General features: G+C 68.7%; 13 protein-coding genes and 3 pseudogenes. 9 read left to right on the plus strand and 7 right to left on the minus strand.

Annotated features, from left to right (window positions below; all coding sequences use genetic code 11):
• Positions 1 to 79: 79 nt before the first annotated feature.
• Entirely contained in the window at positions 80 to 721 is a 642-nt protein-coding gene (yczE, locus tag OIC96_RS46390; protein ID WP_330302036.1) for a membrane protein YczE, read from the plus strand.
• 55 nt (positions 722 to 776) lie between these two features.
• Here yczE and OIC96_RS46395 read toward each other — a convergent pair whose 3' ends face one another.
• Both OIC96_RS46395 and OIC96_RS46400 read right to left on the minus strand, forming a co-directional pair.
• Entirely contained in the window at positions 777 to 1,586 is an 810-nt protein-coding gene (locus tag OIC96_RS46395; RefSeq protein WP_330302035.1) for a leucine-rich repeat domain-containing protein, read from the minus strand.
• A gap of 446 nt (positions 1,587 to 2,032) precedes the next feature.
• Positions 2,033 to 5,674, minus strand: coding sequence for a patatin-like protein (locus tag OIC96_RS46400; protein WP_330302034.1), 3,642 nt, complete (start codon positions 5,672 to 5,674; stop codon positions 2,033 to 2,035).
• Positions 5,675 to 6,161: 487 nt separating this feature from the next.
• Here OIC96_RS46400 and OIC96_RS46405 point away from each other — a divergent pair, with 487 nt between their 5' ends.
• The 5 genes from OIC96_RS46405 to OIC96_RS46425 all read left to right on the plus strand — a co-directional run bounded on the left by OIC96_RS46405 (position 6,162) and on the right by OIC96_RS46425 (position 8,308).
• On the plus strand, positions 6,162 to 6,359 hold the full coding sequence (locus OIC96_RS46405) for a helix-turn-helix domain-containing protein (protein ID WP_330302033.1): 198 nt from the start codon (positions 6,162 to 6,164) through the stop codon (positions 6,357 to 6,359).
• A gap of 74 nt (positions 6,360 to 6,433) precedes the next feature.
• On the plus strand, positions 6,434 to 6,601 hold the full coding sequence (locus tag OIC96_RS46410) for a hypothetical protein (protein WP_330302032.1): 168 nt from the start codon (positions 6,434 to 6,436) through the stop codon (positions 6,599 to 6,601).
• 254 nt (positions 6,602 to 6,855) lie between these two features.
• Positions 6,856 to 7,218: an ArsR/SmtB family transcription factor gene (locus OIC96_RS46415; protein ID WP_330302031.1), complete on the plus strand. Its 363-nt coding sequence runs from the start codon at positions 6,856 to 6,858 to the stop codon at positions 7,216 to 7,218.
• Positions 7,215 to 7,757, plus strand: coding sequence for an SRPBCC family protein (locus OIC96_RS46420; RefSeq protein ID WP_330302030.1), 543 nt, complete (start codon positions 7,215 to 7,217; stop codon positions 7,755 to 7,757). The genes OIC96_RS46415 and OIC96_RS46420 overlap by 4 nt, the downstream gene beginning before the upstream one ends.
• Positions 7,754 to 8,308, plus strand: coding sequence for a TIGR03086 family metal-binding protein (locus OIC96_RS46425; protein ID WP_330302029.1), 555 nt, complete (start codon positions 7,754 to 7,756; stop codon positions 8,306 to 8,308). The genes OIC96_RS46420 and OIC96_RS46425 overlap by 4 nt, the downstream gene beginning before the upstream one ends.
• Before the next feature lie 549 nt (positions 8,309 to 8,857).
• On the opposite strand, the gene OIC96_RS46430 is transcribed toward OIC96_RS46425, so the two are convergent.
• Positions 8,858 to 10,420, minus strand: coding sequence for a flavin-containing monooxygenase (locus OIC96_RS46430; RefSeq protein ID WP_330302028.1), 1,563 nt, complete (start codon positions 10,418 to 10,420; stop codon positions 8,858 to 8,860).
• A 185-nt stretch (positions 10,421 to 10,605) separates the two neighbouring features.
• Positions 10,606 to 12,123, minus strand: a complete 1,518-nt coding sequence (locus OIC96_RS46435; RefSeq protein ID WP_330302027.1) for a hypothetical protein — start codon at positions 12,121 to 12,123, stop codon at positions 10,606 to 10,608.
• A 274-nt stretch (positions 12,124 to 12,397) separates the two neighbouring features.
• On the opposite strand from OIC96_RS46435, the gene OIC96_RS46440 reads away from it, so the two are divergent.
• Positions 12,398 to 12,796, plus strand: a complete 399-nt coding sequence (locus tag OIC96_RS46440) for a hypothetical protein (RefSeq protein ID WP_330302026.1) — start codon at positions 12,398 to 12,400, stop codon at positions 12,794 to 12,796.
• A 387-nt stretch (positions 12,797 to 13,183) separates the two neighbouring features.
• Positions 13,184 to 13,321: pseudogene (locus tag OIC96_RS46445) on the plus strand (IS5/IS1182 family transposase); the annotation flags it as partial.
• Positions 13,322 to 13,770: 449 nt separating this feature from the next.
• On the opposite strand, the gene OIC96_RS46450 reads toward OIC96_RS46445, so the two are convergent.
• The 3 genes and pseudogenes from OIC96_RS46450 to OIC96_RS46460 form a co-directional block, all read right to left on the minus strand.
• A complete protein-coding gene (locus tag OIC96_RS46450; protein WP_330302025.1) occupies positions 13,771 to 14,847 on the minus strand; it encodes a hypothetical protein in 1,077 nt (358 codons plus the stop codon).
• A gap of 908 nt (positions 14,848 to 15,755) precedes the next feature.
• Positions 15,756 to 16,465: pseudogene (locus OIC96_RS46455) on the minus strand (transposase).
• Positions 16,375 to 17,598 (minus strand): RNA-guided endonuclease InsQ/TnpB family protein, encoded by a 1,224-nt coding sequence (locus OIC96_RS46460; protein WP_330302024.1) that lies wholly within the window; start codon positions 17,596 to 17,598, stop codon positions 16,375 to 16,377. The pseudogene OIC96_RS46455 and the gene OIC96_RS46460 overlap by 91 nt, the downstream one beginning before the upstream one ends.
• Before the next feature lie 25 nt (positions 17,599 to 17,623).
• Here OIC96_RS46460 and tnpA point away from each other — a divergent pair.
• Positions 17,624 to 18,041, plus strand: a pseudogene (tnpA, locus tag OIC96_RS46465) (IS200/IS605 family transposase).
• The last annotated feature ends 137 nt before the right edge of the window (positions 18,042 to 18,178 follow it).

Consider the following 18,178-nt stretch of genomic DNA (forward strand, 5'->3'; position numbering starts at 1 on the left):
GGCTTGCGCTATGGCTCCTCCCGCTTCCGCTGCGCACCTGTCCGTCCCGGCCCCTCACGACCGCCCTGTGATGAGGCGCATGAACGCCTTCGCCCAAGTTCGGGCGGGCCGAACGGCGCGTCGCATCCCCCAGCTCCTGGCCGGCTTGGTGGGGTACGGCGCCGCCGTCATGATGCTCGTCCAGTCCGGTCTTGGCACAGCCAGCTGGAGCGTACTCACGGACGGCACGGCGAAGAGTCTTGGCATCTCGTTCGGATGGGCCACGAACCTGATCTCACTTCTGGTGCTTCTCGCCTGGATACCTCTGCGGGAACTGCCGGGGCTCGGCACTCTCCTCAACGTCGCGGTCGTCGGCTTCGCCGCGGACGCCACCGCGGCCGTGCTCCCCGCCCCTCAGGGGATAGTTGCCGAGATCGGGTACCTCGTCGTCGGCCTCGTTGCACTGGCCTTCTTTGATGCGCTCTACCTCGGCGCACAGTTCGGATCGGGTCCACGCGACGGCATCATGACCGGACTTGTTCGACTCACCCGCCTACCCGTCGCGGTGGTGCGTACGGGAATCGACGTCGCCGTCGCCTGCATCGGCTGGACTCTCGGTGGAAGCCTTGGGGGCGGGACCGTACTCGTCGCGCTGGGCATGGGGCCCCTCGTCGGCTACTTTCTGCCGCTCCTCACAGTTCGCCTTCCCGCTGCTGCGGCACGCGAACGGTGCAGCCGGTGATCGCCAGTCGATGAATTCCGGCGTCGCTCACCTTTGCGAGAAGGGTGTTCGCTGGTCAGTCCCAGTCAGGCGGCGGTTGATCGACGCTGCCGCCCTTGTGCGGTGAGGGGATGTAGTCCTGGGCGCCGTTGGGCAGCGCGGCCACACACTCCGGCGAGCAGGCGCTGACCAGCAGGGGCAATACGTCGGTGGCCACTCGTATCGAGATCCACACCTGATGGAGTCCGGCCTGCTCGATCGGCCGGTCGCAGGTACTGCAGCTGTGGATCGCGGTGGCACCCCAGCGTCGGGGATCCAGGTCTGCAGGATCGCGTTCCGCGACGGAGTCTTGGGAGGGCGCGAGCCGTGGGAAGGGCGGTCGCAGCTTGTAGTTGCCGAACAGCGCGCGGGTGCTCACCGTACTGCGGGTCAGCTTCCGGCACCGGGTGATCTCGTAGGGGAACCAGTGCAGCCGGTAGGAGGTGTAGGGGGTGAACTCCTCCAGGCTGGTCATGGCCCCGATCTCGGGCGGAATCCGCACCAGATTGCTGCCGTAGAGCACGAGATGCCTGACCGCCGTGAGCTTGGCGATGCTCGGCGGCAGGGTGACGACCTGCCGCCGCTCTTCGGGGCTGAGCTTGAACAGAGGGCGGAACTCCTCGCGGCCGTCGGCGGCGGCCTCGTCCACCAGTTCCAGCAAGTGCTGCCAGCCCGGGGCGGACGTATCCTGCCGTTCGGTGTGGAAGCCGGCCCGGGCTCGCGGATGCGGCTTGGACTGGTCGAAGCATGAGCAGGCGTCCCTGGAGGACTCGCGCCCATCTGAGGCCGGGTCCGATGTGTCACCCCAGTGGTTCACAAAGAGCGTTGACTCTCCCTCATCCTTCATGGCGCCAAGATACGGAAGCTGCCACAGGCCATCCCAGGGATTATCGGGTCGAGGCAGTCAGCCTGGGCGACCTGGGCTTGGTCTGGGCGAGCCGATGAGAGTTGGTACCGGTCTGGATGATGTTCCCGCCGAATATGAGCCCTCGGCGATGGCCGCGCAGACCATCGATGCACAAAAGGTCGACGCGCCCGTAGCGTGAGACTTGCCGGTGCCGGTGCCGGTGCCGGAGTCGCCGATGAGACGCAACGGGTGGCCTTGTATCTCCAGTCATCTGGCGTAACGGTGAGGGAGCCTTGCAAAGTCGCTGTTCAAGATGGTTCGGACGCGTCCAGAAGGCGGTTGAGCTTCGCCCTGTGCCCAGACGACCAGCCGCCCGTCCCTAGGCGCCGAGCTGAAGCACCTTGGTATCGGCGTCACCCGGCACCCGACGGACACTTGAGGCCGGGTCACCTGGGGATTCCCCGCCCGGAGTGCGGCTCCGTGTGGCCGGTCGGCTCCTTCGTCTGGCCGGTAGCCACTTCGGCGCCGGAGTCTGAGCCGGACTGTGATGTCGGCCCGGCGGTCGTGGGCGCGCCCGTCAGCCGGTCGACGCGGCGCCGGATCCCCCGCCCCGCCGCCGTGAACACCCCGCTGAACAGCAGCGTCAGGAGCACGATTCCGGCCAGCGCGACGATCGGGTGCCACCACGGTGTGCGCAGCCACGGCACGACGTCCCGGCCGACCACCCCGGTGTCGTGGCCGCCGGTGCCGAACAGCACGCGGCGGCCGACCGGGCAGCCGGTGAAGAAGACCGCCACCACGACGGTGAGCGCTCCCGCGGCGACCAGCGCCTTGCGCCAGTGTGCCCAGGTGCCGAGGACGAGCAGATAGGAGCCGATGAGTGCGAGCAGCGTGCCCGTCAGACCGAGCCAGGTGACGCGTTGGATCATCGACAGGACACCGACGGTCAGCGCGGCGGCGCCGGTGAGGATGAGAGTGCGGGACCGGCCGCGGGTGAGGGCGGAGGCGCGGTAGCCCGCCAGCGTGATGGTGCGGGTCGAGGCGAGGAACGGTTTCAGCGGCGCCGGCATCCGGCGCACTTCGCAGACCCCGGCGGTGGCCACGGCGACGGCCTTGCTGACGGTGCGGGTCAGCAGCGGCTGCCCCAGCTCGCCGGCGAAGGTCTCGTCGGGCACCGGGCAGGACGCCAGCAGTGCGGCGAGGGCGGCGGGGTCCGCGCGTGTGACCGGGTCGTAGGTCTGGCGCTCCGAGGCGCCCGGCTTCTGCGGCGGGGCGGTTCGCTGTGGTGACTCGCCCGGATTTCGCTGCCCGGCGGCCTGCTGTTGCTCGTTGCTCGGTTTCCTCTGTTCGGCGGCTCGTTGTTCCCGCTCGATCAGTTCCCGCTGTTCGGCGGCTCGTTGTTCCTGCTTGATCAGTTCCCGCTGTCGCGCGGTCCAGTCGCCGCTCATCACCGCGGCGACCGCGGTCTGGGCCGCTGCCCGGGCTCGCTCGGGGCTGCCTGCGACGTCGAGCACCTGCGTGGCCCATGGGTGTGTCCGGGTAGCCGGTGTACTGAGCATCTCCCGTGCGATGACCGGAAGTTCGACCTCCGCGACGCACCGCTGCCAGCTCTGCGCGATCCACAGCGACGTCAGGGGCAGGCTGGACGGCACGCGCTCGTCCGGGTGGTCGAGGAAGCGCAGCTCGCCGCAGATCGCCTCTTTGGTGAGCCGGGTGACGGTCCCGTCCGGGGCTTCGTCGATGGGTTGGTCGGGGTCCTCGCCGTCGGCGAACAGGATGCGCAACTGTTCGTAGAACGCTTCGGCCCGACTCTTCCCTCCCTCGGCGTCCGGTACGACGGTGAGAACGCGCCGCGGGTCCAGCAGCAGGTGAACCAGCCAGCCGGCGCCGTCCAGCCGGCCCCAGGTCCAGTCGTTCGCCCGCCATGACGACTTGTAGAACGCCCCGAAATGGTGCAGCTGCAGCCCGGTCAGCTTCTTCGCGGCGGTCGGCCGGCGGGGTGCGAGTGCGCACCGCGTGTCGGCGCTGACCTGCACCAGTTCGACCGGCTGTTCGACCTCGGTGCCCACGGACAGTACGGAACGGGTGGCCACGTGCAGTTCAAAGAGTGCGAGCGCGACGCCGTCGCGCTCATCGGGAAGGAATCCGAAGTAGGTGCCCAGTTCCGCGGCCGCCCGCTGACGTCTTCCCTGGGCCGTGGTGGCCACCGGCGGCGCGACCGCCGCCTGCTTGGCGCTCTGCTGCGGGACCAGCTCTCGCAGCCGGATCACGGCGGCCGCGAGCCGGCGCCACGCGCCCTTGAGGGAGAGGTCCTCCCCGTCGCCGTCCTGCGGTGGAGGGGCCGGCCGGCCGCGCTGGTCCCAGTACGCCCGCGCGGCGTCGCCCGCCACGCCTCCAAGGGCCGAGCCGCGCGCCTGCCCCTCGTTCATCGCTCGCTCGACGAGTTCCTCACCGTCCGGCCGCTTGTCCGGTACGAACGCCCGGTGCACCCGGCGTACGACCTGCGCCAGCTCCGTACGTTGCTCGGGGCAGCACACGAACGCCTCCCGGAGCATCGCCAGCACGGTCGCCTTCGCGCCGTCGAATGGAGCCACCCCGAAGTCGGCCAGCCGCCCGTACAGCACGTCGCCTCGGTCGTCCGGCTCCGGAAAGGTCCACTGCGCCGTGACCGCGTTCACCGCGGCGTCCCGGCAGACTTCCTCCGCGCCGCCGCCCGGAGCCATCGCGGCCAGCCACGACTGAGCCAGCGCCTTGGCCGGCCGGGTGGTCAGGGCGCGCATCAGCGCGGCGATCACTGGCCGGGCCAGCCAGGTGCCCTCCCGGATCCGGAAGTCCTCGTACATCTGCGGGGTCAGGAGCCGGCCCACGGCAGCATCCGCCACCTCGTCCTCACCGAGCCGGCCCCGGCACTCGGCCAGCGCCCGCGCCGCCATACGCCCCCGGGCACCGACCTCGGCCATACGGCGGCGGGTGTCTCGGAGCGCGTCCATGCGGTCGTTGTGGTCGCGCAGTTCGCTCAGTTCGGCGCTGATCGACTGGCTGAGAGCGGCACCGAGGTCCTTCATCAGGGCCTCGCCCAGGGTCCACGGTTCCTTGAAGGACTCCTGCGGTGGTGTCGTACGGGGGTCGGGCGCGGCACCGGCCGAGGGGACGACGTACAGGAGGACGCGCCGCACCTGACGTTCCGCCGGCCGGTCGAAGATGGCCCGCAGCAGCGGTCTGATCGGCCGGTTCGCCAGCAGACCGCCGTCGGCGGCCCAGTGCGAGCGGGTGATGTTGGTGTACTTCCTCATCGCAGGGCGCGCGGGAACGTCGCGGGTCCCGTCGACCGGGGTGTCGTACGGCAGGAACGACGGCTCGAACGCGGCCGGATAGGAGGCGCTGCAGCGGGCTGCCAGCGCCACGGCCTGCTCGCCGGACTTCTCGCCCAGGACGCGCTCGTCGAAGACGAACAGGCCCCGGTGGTCCTCGTCCTGGACCTGGGTGCCGTAGGAGTCGGTGAACCGTCCCGTCTCTCCAGTGAGCAGCGTGGTGGTGATGAAGACCTGCGTACCGTTGGTGACGTCGTCGTCGACGGTGCCGGGCGACGGCAGCCCGGACTGTGAGGCCAGCCCCAACCCCTTGATTCCGTTGAGCAGTTCACGGAACAGGACGCCGTCGCCCTGGAGGAGCGAGGGCGGTTGTTTCTGCGCGGGGTCGCGCAGCAGCGTCTCGAAGGCACCGGACTTCAGCCAGAAGTCGCGCAGTGGCCCGAGGTCCCACGACCTGGCCCTGGCCAGGCCCAGCAGCGCGGCGTTGATGCCGCCCGCGCTGGTGCCGGACAGCACGTCGATGGAGACGGTGGTGTCCAGCAGTTCCAGCAGACGCAGATACAGGGCCTTGGCCCGCTCGTCGCCGCCGGCGGTGTCGTCCGGCTCGGGCAGGGGATCGTCCTCCTGGAGGGCGTTGCGCCACCAGGCCGCCTGCTGGAGCAGGTTCAGCTCGCGGGCCACGCCGCCCATCCAGATCGCCAGGCTCACGCCGCCGGTCATCGCCGTGGCGATCCGCAGCTCCTGGGTAGTGGGTCCGAGCTTTGTCGTATTGCCCATGTTCAAGGGTTCTCCCGGGCGGCGCGCCGCGGAAGGACCCGGAAGCGTTTATCACCCGATCGTGGCCCTCCGCTTCCTGCGTGTGACGCGCCGATACTCTGGCGTGGGCGGTTCACCGGTGGTTGGCGTTGTACGCGGCGCAGCCCTCCCCGGATCGTCCCGATGGCGCGATCATCGCGACCACCGCCCGGCACTGGTGGGCCGGCGAACCGCCCAAGCCGAGCCTGCATCCTGGCCAATCGGAGCAGCCCTACAGCGTTGGGGCCGACACCTACGGGCTGTTCTTGGCAACGAGGTCTGCCTGCTGGTGTGCCCGGCCCACTGCGATCCGGCGGCGTTCTGGCCAGTGAACCAGAACTGAGTCCTCGGCATCACCGGCCTGCGGGGCTGTCGCCGGATGTGATCGCTGAACTCATCGCTGAGGTCGGGTCGTTGTGGCACGACCGGCATCAGGATCGGCTCGTGCCTCGGCCGCGAAGGCGGGGCTGTGGGGGCAGGGGCGAAGCACAAGTTCGTCTTCGTCGACCGGCTGCTGGCCACGCTGGTGAGTCTGCGTCATGGCACCACTCATGACGTGCTGGCGTGCTGGTTCGGCGTGGACCGCTCCACCATCACGCGTGCCATCGGTGGGGTCCGGCCGCTGCTTGCGCAACGAGGCTGCGCCGTCGAGCCGGCATGCGGCTGAGCAGTCTCGCCGAGGTCATCTAGCACCTGGGCGCCGACGGTCAGACCGGGATCACCGACGGCAGGGAGTTCCGTGTGCGACGCCCGGCCGCGGGCCGCAGGGACCGGGACAGGTTCGTCTCCGGCAAGACCAAGCAGAACGCCGTGAAGTCCATGGTCTTCACCGACGCCGAGGGACGAGTGTCGTTCTGCAGCCCGGTCCGGCGGGGCAGTTGCGCCGAGTCACCCACGCTCGACAGCTAGGGCTGGTCAAGCTCTTGGCCGTCGTAGCCACACCGCCCCGGCGCGGACCGGTTCCTCTTGTGCGTGCTGCCGGACGGCGAGTCGGCGTACGTCTTCGGCAGCAACGGGGGAGCCATCACGCCGCCGCCCGGTCTACATCCTGAATGGAGGCCGTAACCCTCCTGCGTCGACCGCTATTCAACCAGTCGGTTGACAACTTCGCGGGTTCGAGCGTAGCGTTATTCAACCGATCAGTTGAATATGTGAGGTGCGAGATGGCCGACGACAGGCTGTCCCGAGTGTTCTCCGCTCTGGCCGACCCGACTCGGCGCGACATCGTGGCCAGGCTGGCCGTCGGGGATGCCACGGTCAATGAGCTGGCCGCGCCGTACGACGTGACCGTGCAGGCCGTGTCCAAGCACATCAGGGTTCTGGAAGACGCCGGTCTGATCAGTCGGAGCAGGGACGCCCAGCGGCGGCCCTGCCACCTTGAGGGCGAGGTCTTCGACCTGATGACGCAATGGATCGAACGTTACCGGCGCGAAGCGGAGGACCGTTTCCGCCGGCTCGATGCCGTCCTCGAGCAGCTGAAGGAACAACCGGGGACGGGCACCCCGACGAAGGAGGCGGCATCATGAGCGGCGCGGAGACCAATCGCCGGCACGAGACGCACATCGTGGCCGACCCGGTTCAGCCCACGATCCTCATCACCCGGGAGTTCGATGCTTCGCCTGAGCTCGTGTTCCGGGCGTACACCGATCCTGACCTGGTCGTCCAGTGGCTCGGCCCGCGTCGGCTCACCATGCGGATCGACGAGTACGACACGCGCACCGGCGGGTCGTACCGCTATGTGCATCGCGAGGACGACGGCACGGAGTACGGATTCCGCGGCGTGTTCCACGAGGTACGTCTCAACGAGCGCCTCGTGCAGACCTTCGCCTACGACGGCTTCCCGGACGGCGTCAGCCTGGAGACAACCACCTTCGAGGACCTCGGCGGTCGCACCCGGGTCACCGCCAAATCCCTCATGGACTCCGTCGAGGCCCGCGACTCGATGATCAAGAGCGGCATGCAACGCGGCGTCCGCGAAGGCTACGAGCGGCTTGACGAGCTGCTCAGGGGCCGTCAGAGCGGCAACGCCGACCAACGTACCGAGAGGGAAGGCTTGAGACCATGACGAGGGCAGCCGATGAACACCGCGCCGTCGCAGGGGTATTCACGGACCGCGTGCGCCAAGTGCGTCCCGGGGCATGGGACAACCCAGCGCCGTGCGAGGGGTGGGTCGCCCGGGACGTGGTGCGCCACCTTGTCGAGTGGTTCCCGGACTTCCTGAAGGCCGGCGCCGGAGTCGAACTGCCGAAAGGGCCGTCGGTGGACGACGACCCGGTGGCGGCCTGGACGGTGCACAGCGACGGGGTGCAGGCCCTCCTCGACGATCCGGCCACGGCGCAGAGGATGCTGTCGAACCCGCACGTCGGAGAGGTCGCGCTGGACCAGGCGGTCGACCGGTTCTACACCGCCGACGTCTTCATGCACACCTGGGACCTGGCGCGGGCCACCGGCCAGGAGGAGCGCCTCGACCCCGGCAGGTGCGCCCAGTTGCTCGACGGGATGCTGCCGCTGGACGACGTGCTCCGCAACAGCGGGCAGTACGGACCACGGGTCGAGGTACCCGAAAACGCCGACGTACAGACTCGCTTGCTTGCCTTCATCGGCCGCAAGCCTTGAGCGTGTCCTGCCTTCCAGCACGGGTCCGCGCCGGTCATTCGTAGGATCGGAAGGGCCCAGCGGCTCCGGGCCTGACGGTGACCTTGCCGCCGGGCGATGGCTCTGCGATCCACCGGGCTGAAGTGGCCGCTGGGGTCGCTGGGGACGCTCAACCCCACCGGGTCACCGAGAGCGTCGCGTATACGGCGAACAGGGGCGCCGGGAGGCTCGGGTCAGGTCGCTCGGGGCGCCGGACACCTGGGGGAGACGTGGCCGGCGCCGCTATGGGGGGCGCGGCTGAGAGGACGCGTTGCACCACCGTGTCGCAGCCGTGCTGAGCCTTCCATGCCGAAGGCCCAGCACCGTGGAGGGGACCACAGGCCATGACTCCCGGTCTGTCCGTCTACCTCTGGCGGCGTCACGCCCTTCCCACGCCCAGCCCCGCGAGCGCGGCCCGCTGAGGTTTTCGCCTCACGGACTCTGCCCGGGCCCCTTCGCTGCGTGACCCTTGTCGGAGACGAGTGTCTCGGGCGCGGCCGTGAGGCTGTCGTCGCGGTGGCGGCTGCTGTGTCACGCCGAGGTTCCGTTCTTACCAACGGTGCTGGTGTGATGCGGCGTGATGGGCGCGGACCGGGGGCCGGGCAGAGAGGGTCCTTGAACGGTGTAGGCCGCTGGGTCGAAGCGGCTGAGGCTGCGGATGAGCCGACCGGTGGACCAGGGCCAGGAGAAGGTGTTCTGCCCGCTGGGGCTGAGGTAGTAGCTGGAGCAGTGGCCGGCGTCGTACACGGTCGTGCGCAGCGCCTCCTGCAACGCGGTGTTGTACGCGGCCTGGACCGCCGGTTTCACGTCCATGGAGGTGTAGCCGCCCCGGCGTCGGTGTGTCAGGGCTTCGCGCAGGTAGGTGAGCTGGGCTTCGAGGACGGTGATGGCGGAGGTGGAGCCGCTGAGGATGTTGGGGCCCAGGAGGAGGAAGAGGTTGGGGAAGCCGCTGACGGTGGTGCCGAGGTAGGCCTCGGGCCTCTCGGCCCAGGTCTCGTGCAGGGTCCGGCCGTCCGTGCCGTACACATGTCGTGCCAGCGGCAGCTCGCCGATGTGGAAGCCGGTGGCCAGGATCACCACGTCGGCCTCGGCCTGGGTGCCGTCGGCACCGATGAGGCGGTTCCCGCGAGCGGCGGACACCGCGGTGGGGTGTAGGTGGACGTGGGGCCTGGCCAGCGCTGGATAGTAGGTGCTCGAGGTCAGCAGGCGCTTGCAGCCCAGGGTGTAGTGCGGCGTGAGCGCCTGTCGCAGGCGCCGGTCACGGACCGCGAGGCGCAAGTGGGCACGGGCAGCTGCCTGCAGGGGGCGCACGAGCCGTGGATGGCGGAAGGCGTAACCGAAGCCCTCCTGCATCCTGAACTGGGCGCCGCGCATGGCTCGTTGCGCGCCGGGCAGGTGATGCAGACACCAGCCGAGGGCCCGAGGGACCGGGAAGTCGGGTTTGGGCAGGATCCACTGGGCGGTGCGCTGGAATACGTGCACCGCTGCCGCCTGTTCCTGGATGGCCGGGACGACCTGCACGGCCGAAGCCCCGCTCCCCACCACGGCCACGCGCCGACCGGCCAGGTCCACGGTGTGGTCCCACTGCGCGGTGTGGACAACCGGACCGGGAAATTCGGCGAGCCCCAACACCTCAGGACGCCGTGGCCGGTGCCAGGGGCCCGTGGCCATGACCAGCACCTCGCTGCTGTAGTCGCCGTCGGTCGTCTCCAACCGCCAACGCCCCGCAGACCGATCCCAGCAGGCCCGCAGCACATGGACACCGCAGCGCAACGCTTCGCCTACGCCGTACTGATCCGCAGTCGTCCGGAGATAGTCGTGGATCTCCCGCTGCCCTGCGAAGAGTCTGCTCCACCCGGGGTTGGGGCTGAAGGAATAGGAATAGAGAGAGGACGGCACATCGCACGCGCAGCCCGGATAGGTGTTCTCCCGCCAGGTACCCCCGAGCTGCGGAGCCTTCTCCAACACCAGGAGGTCACCGAATCCCTGCTGGCGCAGCCGGATCGCGGCACCGATGCCGGAGAAGCCCGCACCGACCACGATGACCTGGGCATCCTTGCCTTCCGACGCACCGCCTGACGGATCGTGCTGCAAACGCCCGCTCCTCCCCAAGACCGAGAGCTGTAGCTCCCCTGTCAGTAGCAACGGGAGAGGACGCGAGGAAGACACGGTCATCCAGCCTCTGCCGCTCGATCGACACCGCCCCCAGCGCAGACGCCCGCCGGGCTGCGCCAACTGCTGCGGCTATCGGTTGCGCCAACTGTTGGCAGACAGGGCAATTACGGGTAGGGCACCAGCTCCGACATGACAGCAAGCGGCAGTGACGGGTTGGTGGCTGCCGCTTCCGCTACCTGCCAGTCGGCGTCGGTGAGCAGCTCTACGATGACCGGCGGCGGGAGTGCCGGATGGCCGGCGGCTATGGGCCTCGCCTGTCTGTCCGCCAAGCAGGCGAGCAGCGCCGGGGCCGTCGCATTGCGATGCCGGGCGACTTCGCGGAACGCCTTGTGTACCGATGGTTCGTGCCGGGTCAGCTGTTCCAGCAGCGCCGGAGTCGCGTCCGGGTTGGCCGCCACCTTGGCAACGACCCGGGCCCCGTGCCGGTGGACCATGGCGCGCAGCTGTGCTTCGGAGAGGCCCGGGTGCGGAGCGATGGACTTGACCACCTTCGCGTCGGGGTCGGCGGCCAGCGCGTCGCGGATCTCGGTCGGCAGATCGCGTCGTTGGGCCAGGAGCATCCGCGCGGCCGGGTTTGGCGACTGGGCCAGCTCCTCAAGCTCGGCAGAAGAGGCGGCAGCGACACGCGGCAGCAGGGTGGCGCCGATTTTGGTAGCGCCGGCCAGGTGGATGAGCACATCCAGCGGCACGTGCGTGTTGTGTGCGAGCCTGCGCTGCACATCGTGGCCACGGTCACTGGCCAGCGCGCGCATCAGGGCATCGTCGATCGAGGGATTTTCGGCGAGGCTGGATCGGACGCCGGGAATGGGATCAACGGCGAGCTGTACGCACACCTCCGAGGGCAGGCCGGGCCTGGCGGCGAGCGCCCAGCGCAGCAGCATTGAAGGATGGTCCACGAAGCCGACGGCGGCCTCGGTGGGTGTCGCCGGGTTCCGCAGTGCAGCCTCCTGCATGTCGTGCACGGTGGACTCGTGGGACCCGTCGCAAGAGGCGCCCGGCAGCAGATCGCAGTCGGGCCGCGGGCACTGCGGATCGTGCACGAACGGCGTCGCTTCGCGGTCGCAGACCAGGCACCGCTGCGCGGGAGGCAGCCCCTCACCGGTGATCAGCGCCGCCAGTACGCCCGGGGGTGTCGCCTCGTTGGCCGCCACCGCGCGGCGGACCTCGGCGTGCGGATGCCCTGCAAGCCTGGCTGCCACGTCCGGCGTGGTCCACAACGCAAGTTCCACGACGACGCGTACGTCCGGGTCCGCGGCGAGCGTCTCCACCACGTCGGCCGGGAGGCCGGAGCAGGCAGCCAGCTTCTCCCGACACTCAATGCTCGGATCTGCCGCCAGGAGGCGCGCCCACTCCGGGCTGCCGGCACGTTCGTAGAGCAAGGCGAGGGCGGCATGCGGCTGTGCTGCGGGATCGACGTCGGCGGCGATCAGCCGGCCCTCGTAGGCAAGCCGTACAGCGCTCTCCTCAACGCGTGAGCTCAACGCAACCGCCTGCGCATGGCTGAGGTCCGCGCGGTCGGCGAGGTCCGCGGCGACGTCGGCGTCCGCGACCGCGATCAGCCGGTCGATCAGCTCGGGCGGCAGGGCGGTATTGGCGGCGAGCCCGCACAGGACATGGTTCACAGAGGGCATCCTGCCTGGGCCGAGACCGAATGGCTCTTGGATTTCGACGTCAACGAGTTGTTGGCGGCATCGGGCACGTCCTTGGCGCGGTACTCGGTGAAACCCGCCAACTGAAGCGCTCCTTGAGCTTTGGAACTCGTGTGCGGTGAGACTCAACGGCGCTTCGCAGACGTTGGACAGGCGCGGCAACGGACCCTTGCCGTTGAAAACACCGGTGGGGTAGCGCAGTCTTGGCGGAGCCGTTTCGATCGTGCAGGTAAGAAGGGGGCACCGGATGCAGCAGCCAGAGGACGAGCTCCTGGCGGAAGCCCTCGGCCGCATCAACCGCGGCGGGAAGATCGCCTCCCGGTTCCTCAAGAATGACATCGGTGAGTTCGACCGCGAACTGCCGCTGGGATTCGATCTCGCTCTTGAACGCGTCCGCGCTGTGCTTGCCGAGCTGTCCCCTGGCGCGAACCCAGAACTGGTAGAGGCAGCAACGGACCGAGTGACGCTCCGCGTGCTCACCGGAGGCGGAGCCCTCAACATGAACCCGGTGGTGGTCACCGTCGATGCGACTCGCGGCGGCGAGCGAACCACCACCCTGCACGTACGGGCGATTGCCAAGGAGGGTCTGATCAAGCAGCGCGCAGGTCAGAAGGCAGTCGAGCGCATCTCGGCGCTGCTGAACTGAGCCAGCCCGAGTCGATGAGCAGCACAGAGGACCTGGCCCGGGAGGCAGGGCTGTCCCCTGAGCCGATCGAACGCGGGTGATGCGGAAGAACCTCGACTTCCTGTGCTGGCGCCAGCAGTTCGGTGAGGAGGACGGACCGGAGTCCGCGGAGTGGAGCTGCCGTCAGCGGGCGGCCGGTGGCTCTTTCGTCCACTGAGTTCTTTCGGTGTGGTCACTGGTCGGGTGACGGGGCAGGGCGCGCAACGCACGAGGATCCCGTGCCGTTGGGGGAGGCGCTCGACGTCGCAACCCATAGGCAAAGGAGCCGTGTTGGATCCCTGTCCTGCCGCACTCGGCCTGCCTCATGTGCTGGTCGAGTGGGTCACGATGCTCATCGTCACCCGCGAGCTGTCCGAGGCACGGGCACCGGTCGAGCGCGGCGTCGCACGACTGAAGTCCTGGCGGATCTCCCGCAAAGCCCGATGCAGCCCGAATCGCATGTCGTCAATCTGCGCAGCCGTCCTCACCCTGGAGCGGAAACGCTGAAAGAGCTGCCTGCATCTGGGCTCGCGGTGCGCACCCGGACAGGCGATCCGACCAAAATTCGGTCCGCCCCCGCATGTTGTCGCGGAAGTCCCAACGGCTCTGGTCAACACGACGTCGGTGTAGATCTGGGCGAACCACTCACAGTCATGAGCCTGCGCGAGAGTGAGTCCGCGGGTCCAAGGCTCTTCTTGATCAGTCCCGGAGCCCGCCGCCAGGCCGCCGCACCGCCGGATCCGGAGGACGACCGCGACAAGGAGCCGGGCCGGGCAGGCTCCGCGGCTGCCGCCCATGGGCCTGGGCGTGATTGCCGTCGCGGTCGGACAGCGGTCGTTGCCGCTGCCGCCGCGGATCACGGAGCGAGAGACCGATGGCGGTCCCGTCGGCATCCGCCGGGACCGCCATCGACGGCCGCTCACCTCACCGCACGCTCCTGAGCGGCGTGCCGTGGTTCAGGGCGCGTTCAGGCCGAGGTTCTGTGTGGTGGTGTTGCTGGCGCCGGGGCTCTTGATGTTGTTGTTGACGCTGATGTTGTTGAACATCGGGAGGATGCCGCTGAGGTTGATGGGCGGGATCAGCCCGGTGCCTCCGCCGTTGTTCCCGTCGGCCTGTTCGTAGGTGATGGTCACCGCGGCCGGGCCGGTGGCGGGTCCGGAGGTACCGCCCGCCGGGACGCGGTTGGACCCGCCACCGCCGCCACCGGGCCCTTCCGTCCCATTGGCGCGAATCTCGTCGCAGCCACCGCCCCCGCCGCCGCCGAACCAGCCGGCTCCGCCGCCTCCGCCGGAGTAGGGATCGCCACCGTTGCCGCCGGTACCGCCGCCACCGGGGGTGCCGGGTGTGCTGGGTAGTGGGAGCCCGACAACGGGGCAAGCGGCTCCACCCGCGCCGGGGGTCGTCTGAGTTCCCCCGCCTCCTCCTCCGCCGCCGTTGGGCCTGCTGCCGCCCGTCTGACCGGTGACTCCGGCGTCTCCTCCGGTGACCTCGGGGGCGGGGTATTGATCACCGCCGGCTCCTCCGCCTCCTCCGCCGCCCGCGACAATCAGGCGGGGGTCGGTCGCGGTGACGCCGGTGAGGAAACAGCCGGAGGTAGTGGAGTCGCAGGTGCGCACGTCGCTGGCTCCGCCGCCGGCGCCGCCGTCGGCGAAACTACCGCCTGCTGTGCCTCCGCCTGTGTCGACGTTGACGTAGAGGGTGGTGGTGCCCGACGGCACGTTGACGGTGCCGGTGACGGTGGAGGCGCCACCGCCCACTCCTCCGTTGGTCCCGTTCTGCCCTGAGGCGCCGGTGGCGGTGATGGTCAGTTGGGCGATGCCGGACGGGACGGTGAAGGGCTGGTTGGCGCCGGGGGTGAAGGTGACGGTCACGGGCGCCGCCTCGGCGGGCGTGGCCAGGGGCACAACCAGCCCCGCCGGCAGTGCCACCATGGCGAGCAGGAGGGCGCTGCGCCGGGCCGGGTGTCGCAGCCGTTCGGCTGTGGCCCCGGCGCCACGTCGTGGGGATACCGCATGGTGCATGGTCAGTCTCACGCTCGGGACTCCTTGATAAGGGATGCCGAATGGGTTCGATGTTCCGGTCCCTGCGTGGGACCGCCCGAAGATCAAGCCACATCCGGCCGGTGCCGGGCATGCGGACACACCGTCATATCGCGCAGCGATGAATAGTCCTCAAGTCGGAGAAGGAAGATTTCCTCACCGGCGGTGAAAAGAAGGAGATCAGGTCTCCCACCGCCGTTGACGAAAATCCCATCGGGGTCGTCTTCGGGAAATCCGTCGAACAGTGTCTGGCCGAGCCAGCGGGAATACCCGTGGCCGGGACACCGGCTGCGGAGTACGACGTCTGCGGAACGCGGTTTCCCTCAATTCAACGAGTCGCAGCCGAGTTTGGCGGCTACCGAGTCGCGGTCTGCCTCCACGATCCTTAGGGCGAAATAGGGCGACATCGGTCGCAACCGACAGCAGATCATGATGGACGCCACGTTCCTGACAGGAACTTATACGTGCCGAAGCTTCTTCGATCTGCCGGAACCGGTCGCCGACTTCGGAACGCTCCGGTTCGCACGACTCGAGTTGCGGCTCACGGCTGATCCGGACGGTGACATCACCGGTTTTTTCTGGTCTTCTTCACACAACCGGGTGGGGGACTCAAAGGTGGTTTGAGAAAGGCGGATCGTCGGCAAAGCCTTCAGCGTGCGCGCTGACGCCAGCGGGCGTGTGCCTGTACTGCTGGAAGAGTGTGATGTCCTCGCCCCAGCTGGCGAGTGTGTTGATCGCTCGCCGCCGGTAAGGGGCGCTGTTGGCGGCGAGAGCCCACACGTCATCGCGCAGGCCTTCAGCCTGGTGGGCGAGCTCTGGTGGGGCAAGCAACGGAAGTACAGCAGCCAAGCGCTGTCCCATAAATGATCTACGACGTGTTCGTTGACCTGCCTGCCCCTTCGTCACCCGGCGAGGGCGAGCTTGTGCAGGCCGGCGATGCCGAGCATCGCGTGGTGGACGCCGTCGCCCTTGAGCCGGCAGTCCCGGAGGATCTTCCAGGTCTTCATCCGGGCGAAGGCGTGCTCGACGCGGGCGCGGACCCTGCGGTGGGACGCGTTGTGTCCCTCTTTCCAGGCCGGGAGTTCGGTCTGGCCGGGTTCGCGGCGGTGCGGGATGACCAGGCCGGTGCCCCGGTAGCCGCCGTCGGCGATCACGGTGGTGGTGCCGACGGCGTCCTTCGCTCCGGACAACTCCCACGCCTTGCAGTCGTTGCGGTTGCCCGGCAGGGGCCGGCCGACCGCGACGACGAGCCGGGTGTCGGCGTCGATGACGACCTGGTGGTTCGTCGAGTACCGATAGTTCTTGGACTGCGCGGCGACCGTATGGTCACGCGTGGGCACCAGGGTGTCGTCCACGATCAGCACAGTGTCCTGACGGAACCGCTTACGGGGCTGCAACGCGAGCGCCGGCCCCAGGTGGTCGATGATGCGGTCGGCCGCGGACTCTTCGAGACGCCGAACATTGACTTGCTCCTCGGGCTGAAGCCCGAGGATTCTGGCTTTCTCGTCCGTTGCTGTGCCGCTACGCGGCACGGGGTTCGGGAGAGAATCCGTGGCTTCCTGTTTCTTCGCGCTGTGCCAGGACGAGTCCTGGTCTTACCGGCGCTCCGCAGGCTGCAACCGCCAGTCCGGCGGCCGTTTTGACGTTGATCGCGGCGTTGTGGTCCCGGTCATGGACCGCACCGCAGGCAGCACAGGTCCATGACCGTACGTGTAGGGGCTTGGGTCCGTCCTTGGCCCCGCAGGCCGAGCAGGTCTGGGAGGTCGGCTCGAACCGGCCGATCTTGACCAGGGTCCGGCCGTACCGGGCCGCCTTGTACTCCAGCATGGTCACGAACGCCGACCATCCGGCGTCGTGGACACTCTTGGCCAGTCTGGTGCGCGCGAGTCCTTTGACCGCCAGGTCTTCCACACCGATCGCTTGATTGTCGCGGATCAGCTGGGTGGAGAGCTGGTGGTGGAATTCTTTGCGCGCGTCGGTCACCTTCGCGTGGGCGCGGGCGACCTTGAGGCGGGCCTTCTTGCGGTTCTTGCTGCCTTTCTGCTTGCGGGACAACTCCCGCTGGGCTCTTTTGAGTTTCTTCTCCGCGCGGCGCAGAAACCTGGGGGAGTCGATCATGCGGCCGTCGGACAGGACCGCGAAGTGGGTCAGGCCGAGGTCGATGCCGACGATCTGGTCGGTGTCGGGCATCCGGGTGGCGTCGGTGTGCGGGTTGGTGTCGATGACGAAGGAGGCGAAGTACCGTCCGGCCGCGTCCTTGATCACGGTGACCGAGGAGGGCTGGGTGGGCAGAGTCCGTGACCACTTCACCTTCACCGCCCCGACCTTGGGCAGGTTCAGCCGCCCGTTGTCGGTGATCGACCAGCGGGCGTTGGCCGTGAAGCGGATCGACTGCCGGTTGTCCTTGCGGGACTTGAACCGGGGTGCACCCATCTTCGCGCCCTGCCGCTGGCCCTTGAGGGAGGCGAAGAAGTTCTTGTAGGCGGCCTCCGCGTCGCGCAGCGCCTGCTGGAGCACGACGGCGGAGACCTCGCCCAGCCAGGAGCGGGCCTCGGTCCGTTTCGCCTCAGTGATCAGCCTCTTCGACAGCTCACCGGCCGCCGGGAAGGCCTCGCCCGCTCGGCGGGCGTGTTCGCGGGCGCGCACGGCGTCGTTGAACACGACGCGGGCACACCCGAACGCCCGTGCCAGCGCGGTGCGTTGGCCGGCATCCGGGTACAGGCGGAAGCTGTACCGGAGCTGCATGGCCGCCACGCTACATATGTGGGTTATGGGTGAGATGCAGAAGATGAGAACTGGTCGGCACTGTGTTTTCGTGATGCATGTGCACTTGGTCTTCGTGACAAAGTTCCGGCACAACGTATTCACGGACGATCACCTGACGCGGATGGAGGAGATCATGCGGTCGGTGTGCGCGGACTTCGAGTGCGAGCTGGTGGAGTTCAACGGTGGGGACAACCACGTCCACCTCCTGGTGAACTTCCCGCCCAAGGTCGCCGTCACCAAACTCGTCAACTCCCTCAAGGGCGTCTCCTCCCGCCGCCTGCGCCAGGAGTTCCCCGACCTGGTACGCCACTACTGGCGGGCCAACAAGCTCTGGTCCGGTTCCTCCTTCGCCGGCACCGTCGGCGGCGCCCCGCTCTCGGTGGTCAAGGGAGTACATCGAGCAGCAGAACCGGCCGGTGTGAGCATCGCCCGGCTCCGCCGGAGCAGCCATCGCGGCGCTCCGCGCCATGGTGGTGAACAGGCGGCATCCGGCTCCGCCGGACCGGAATCCGCGACGCTCCGCGTCGCCACCGTCAGATTCGCTTCACCCCCGGCCTGA

It is taken from the genome of Streptomyces sp. NBC_00775, assembly GCF_036347135.1.
GTDB lineage: Bacteria > Actinomycetota > Actinomycetes > Streptomycetales > Streptomycetaceae > Streptomyces > Streptomyces lutosisoli.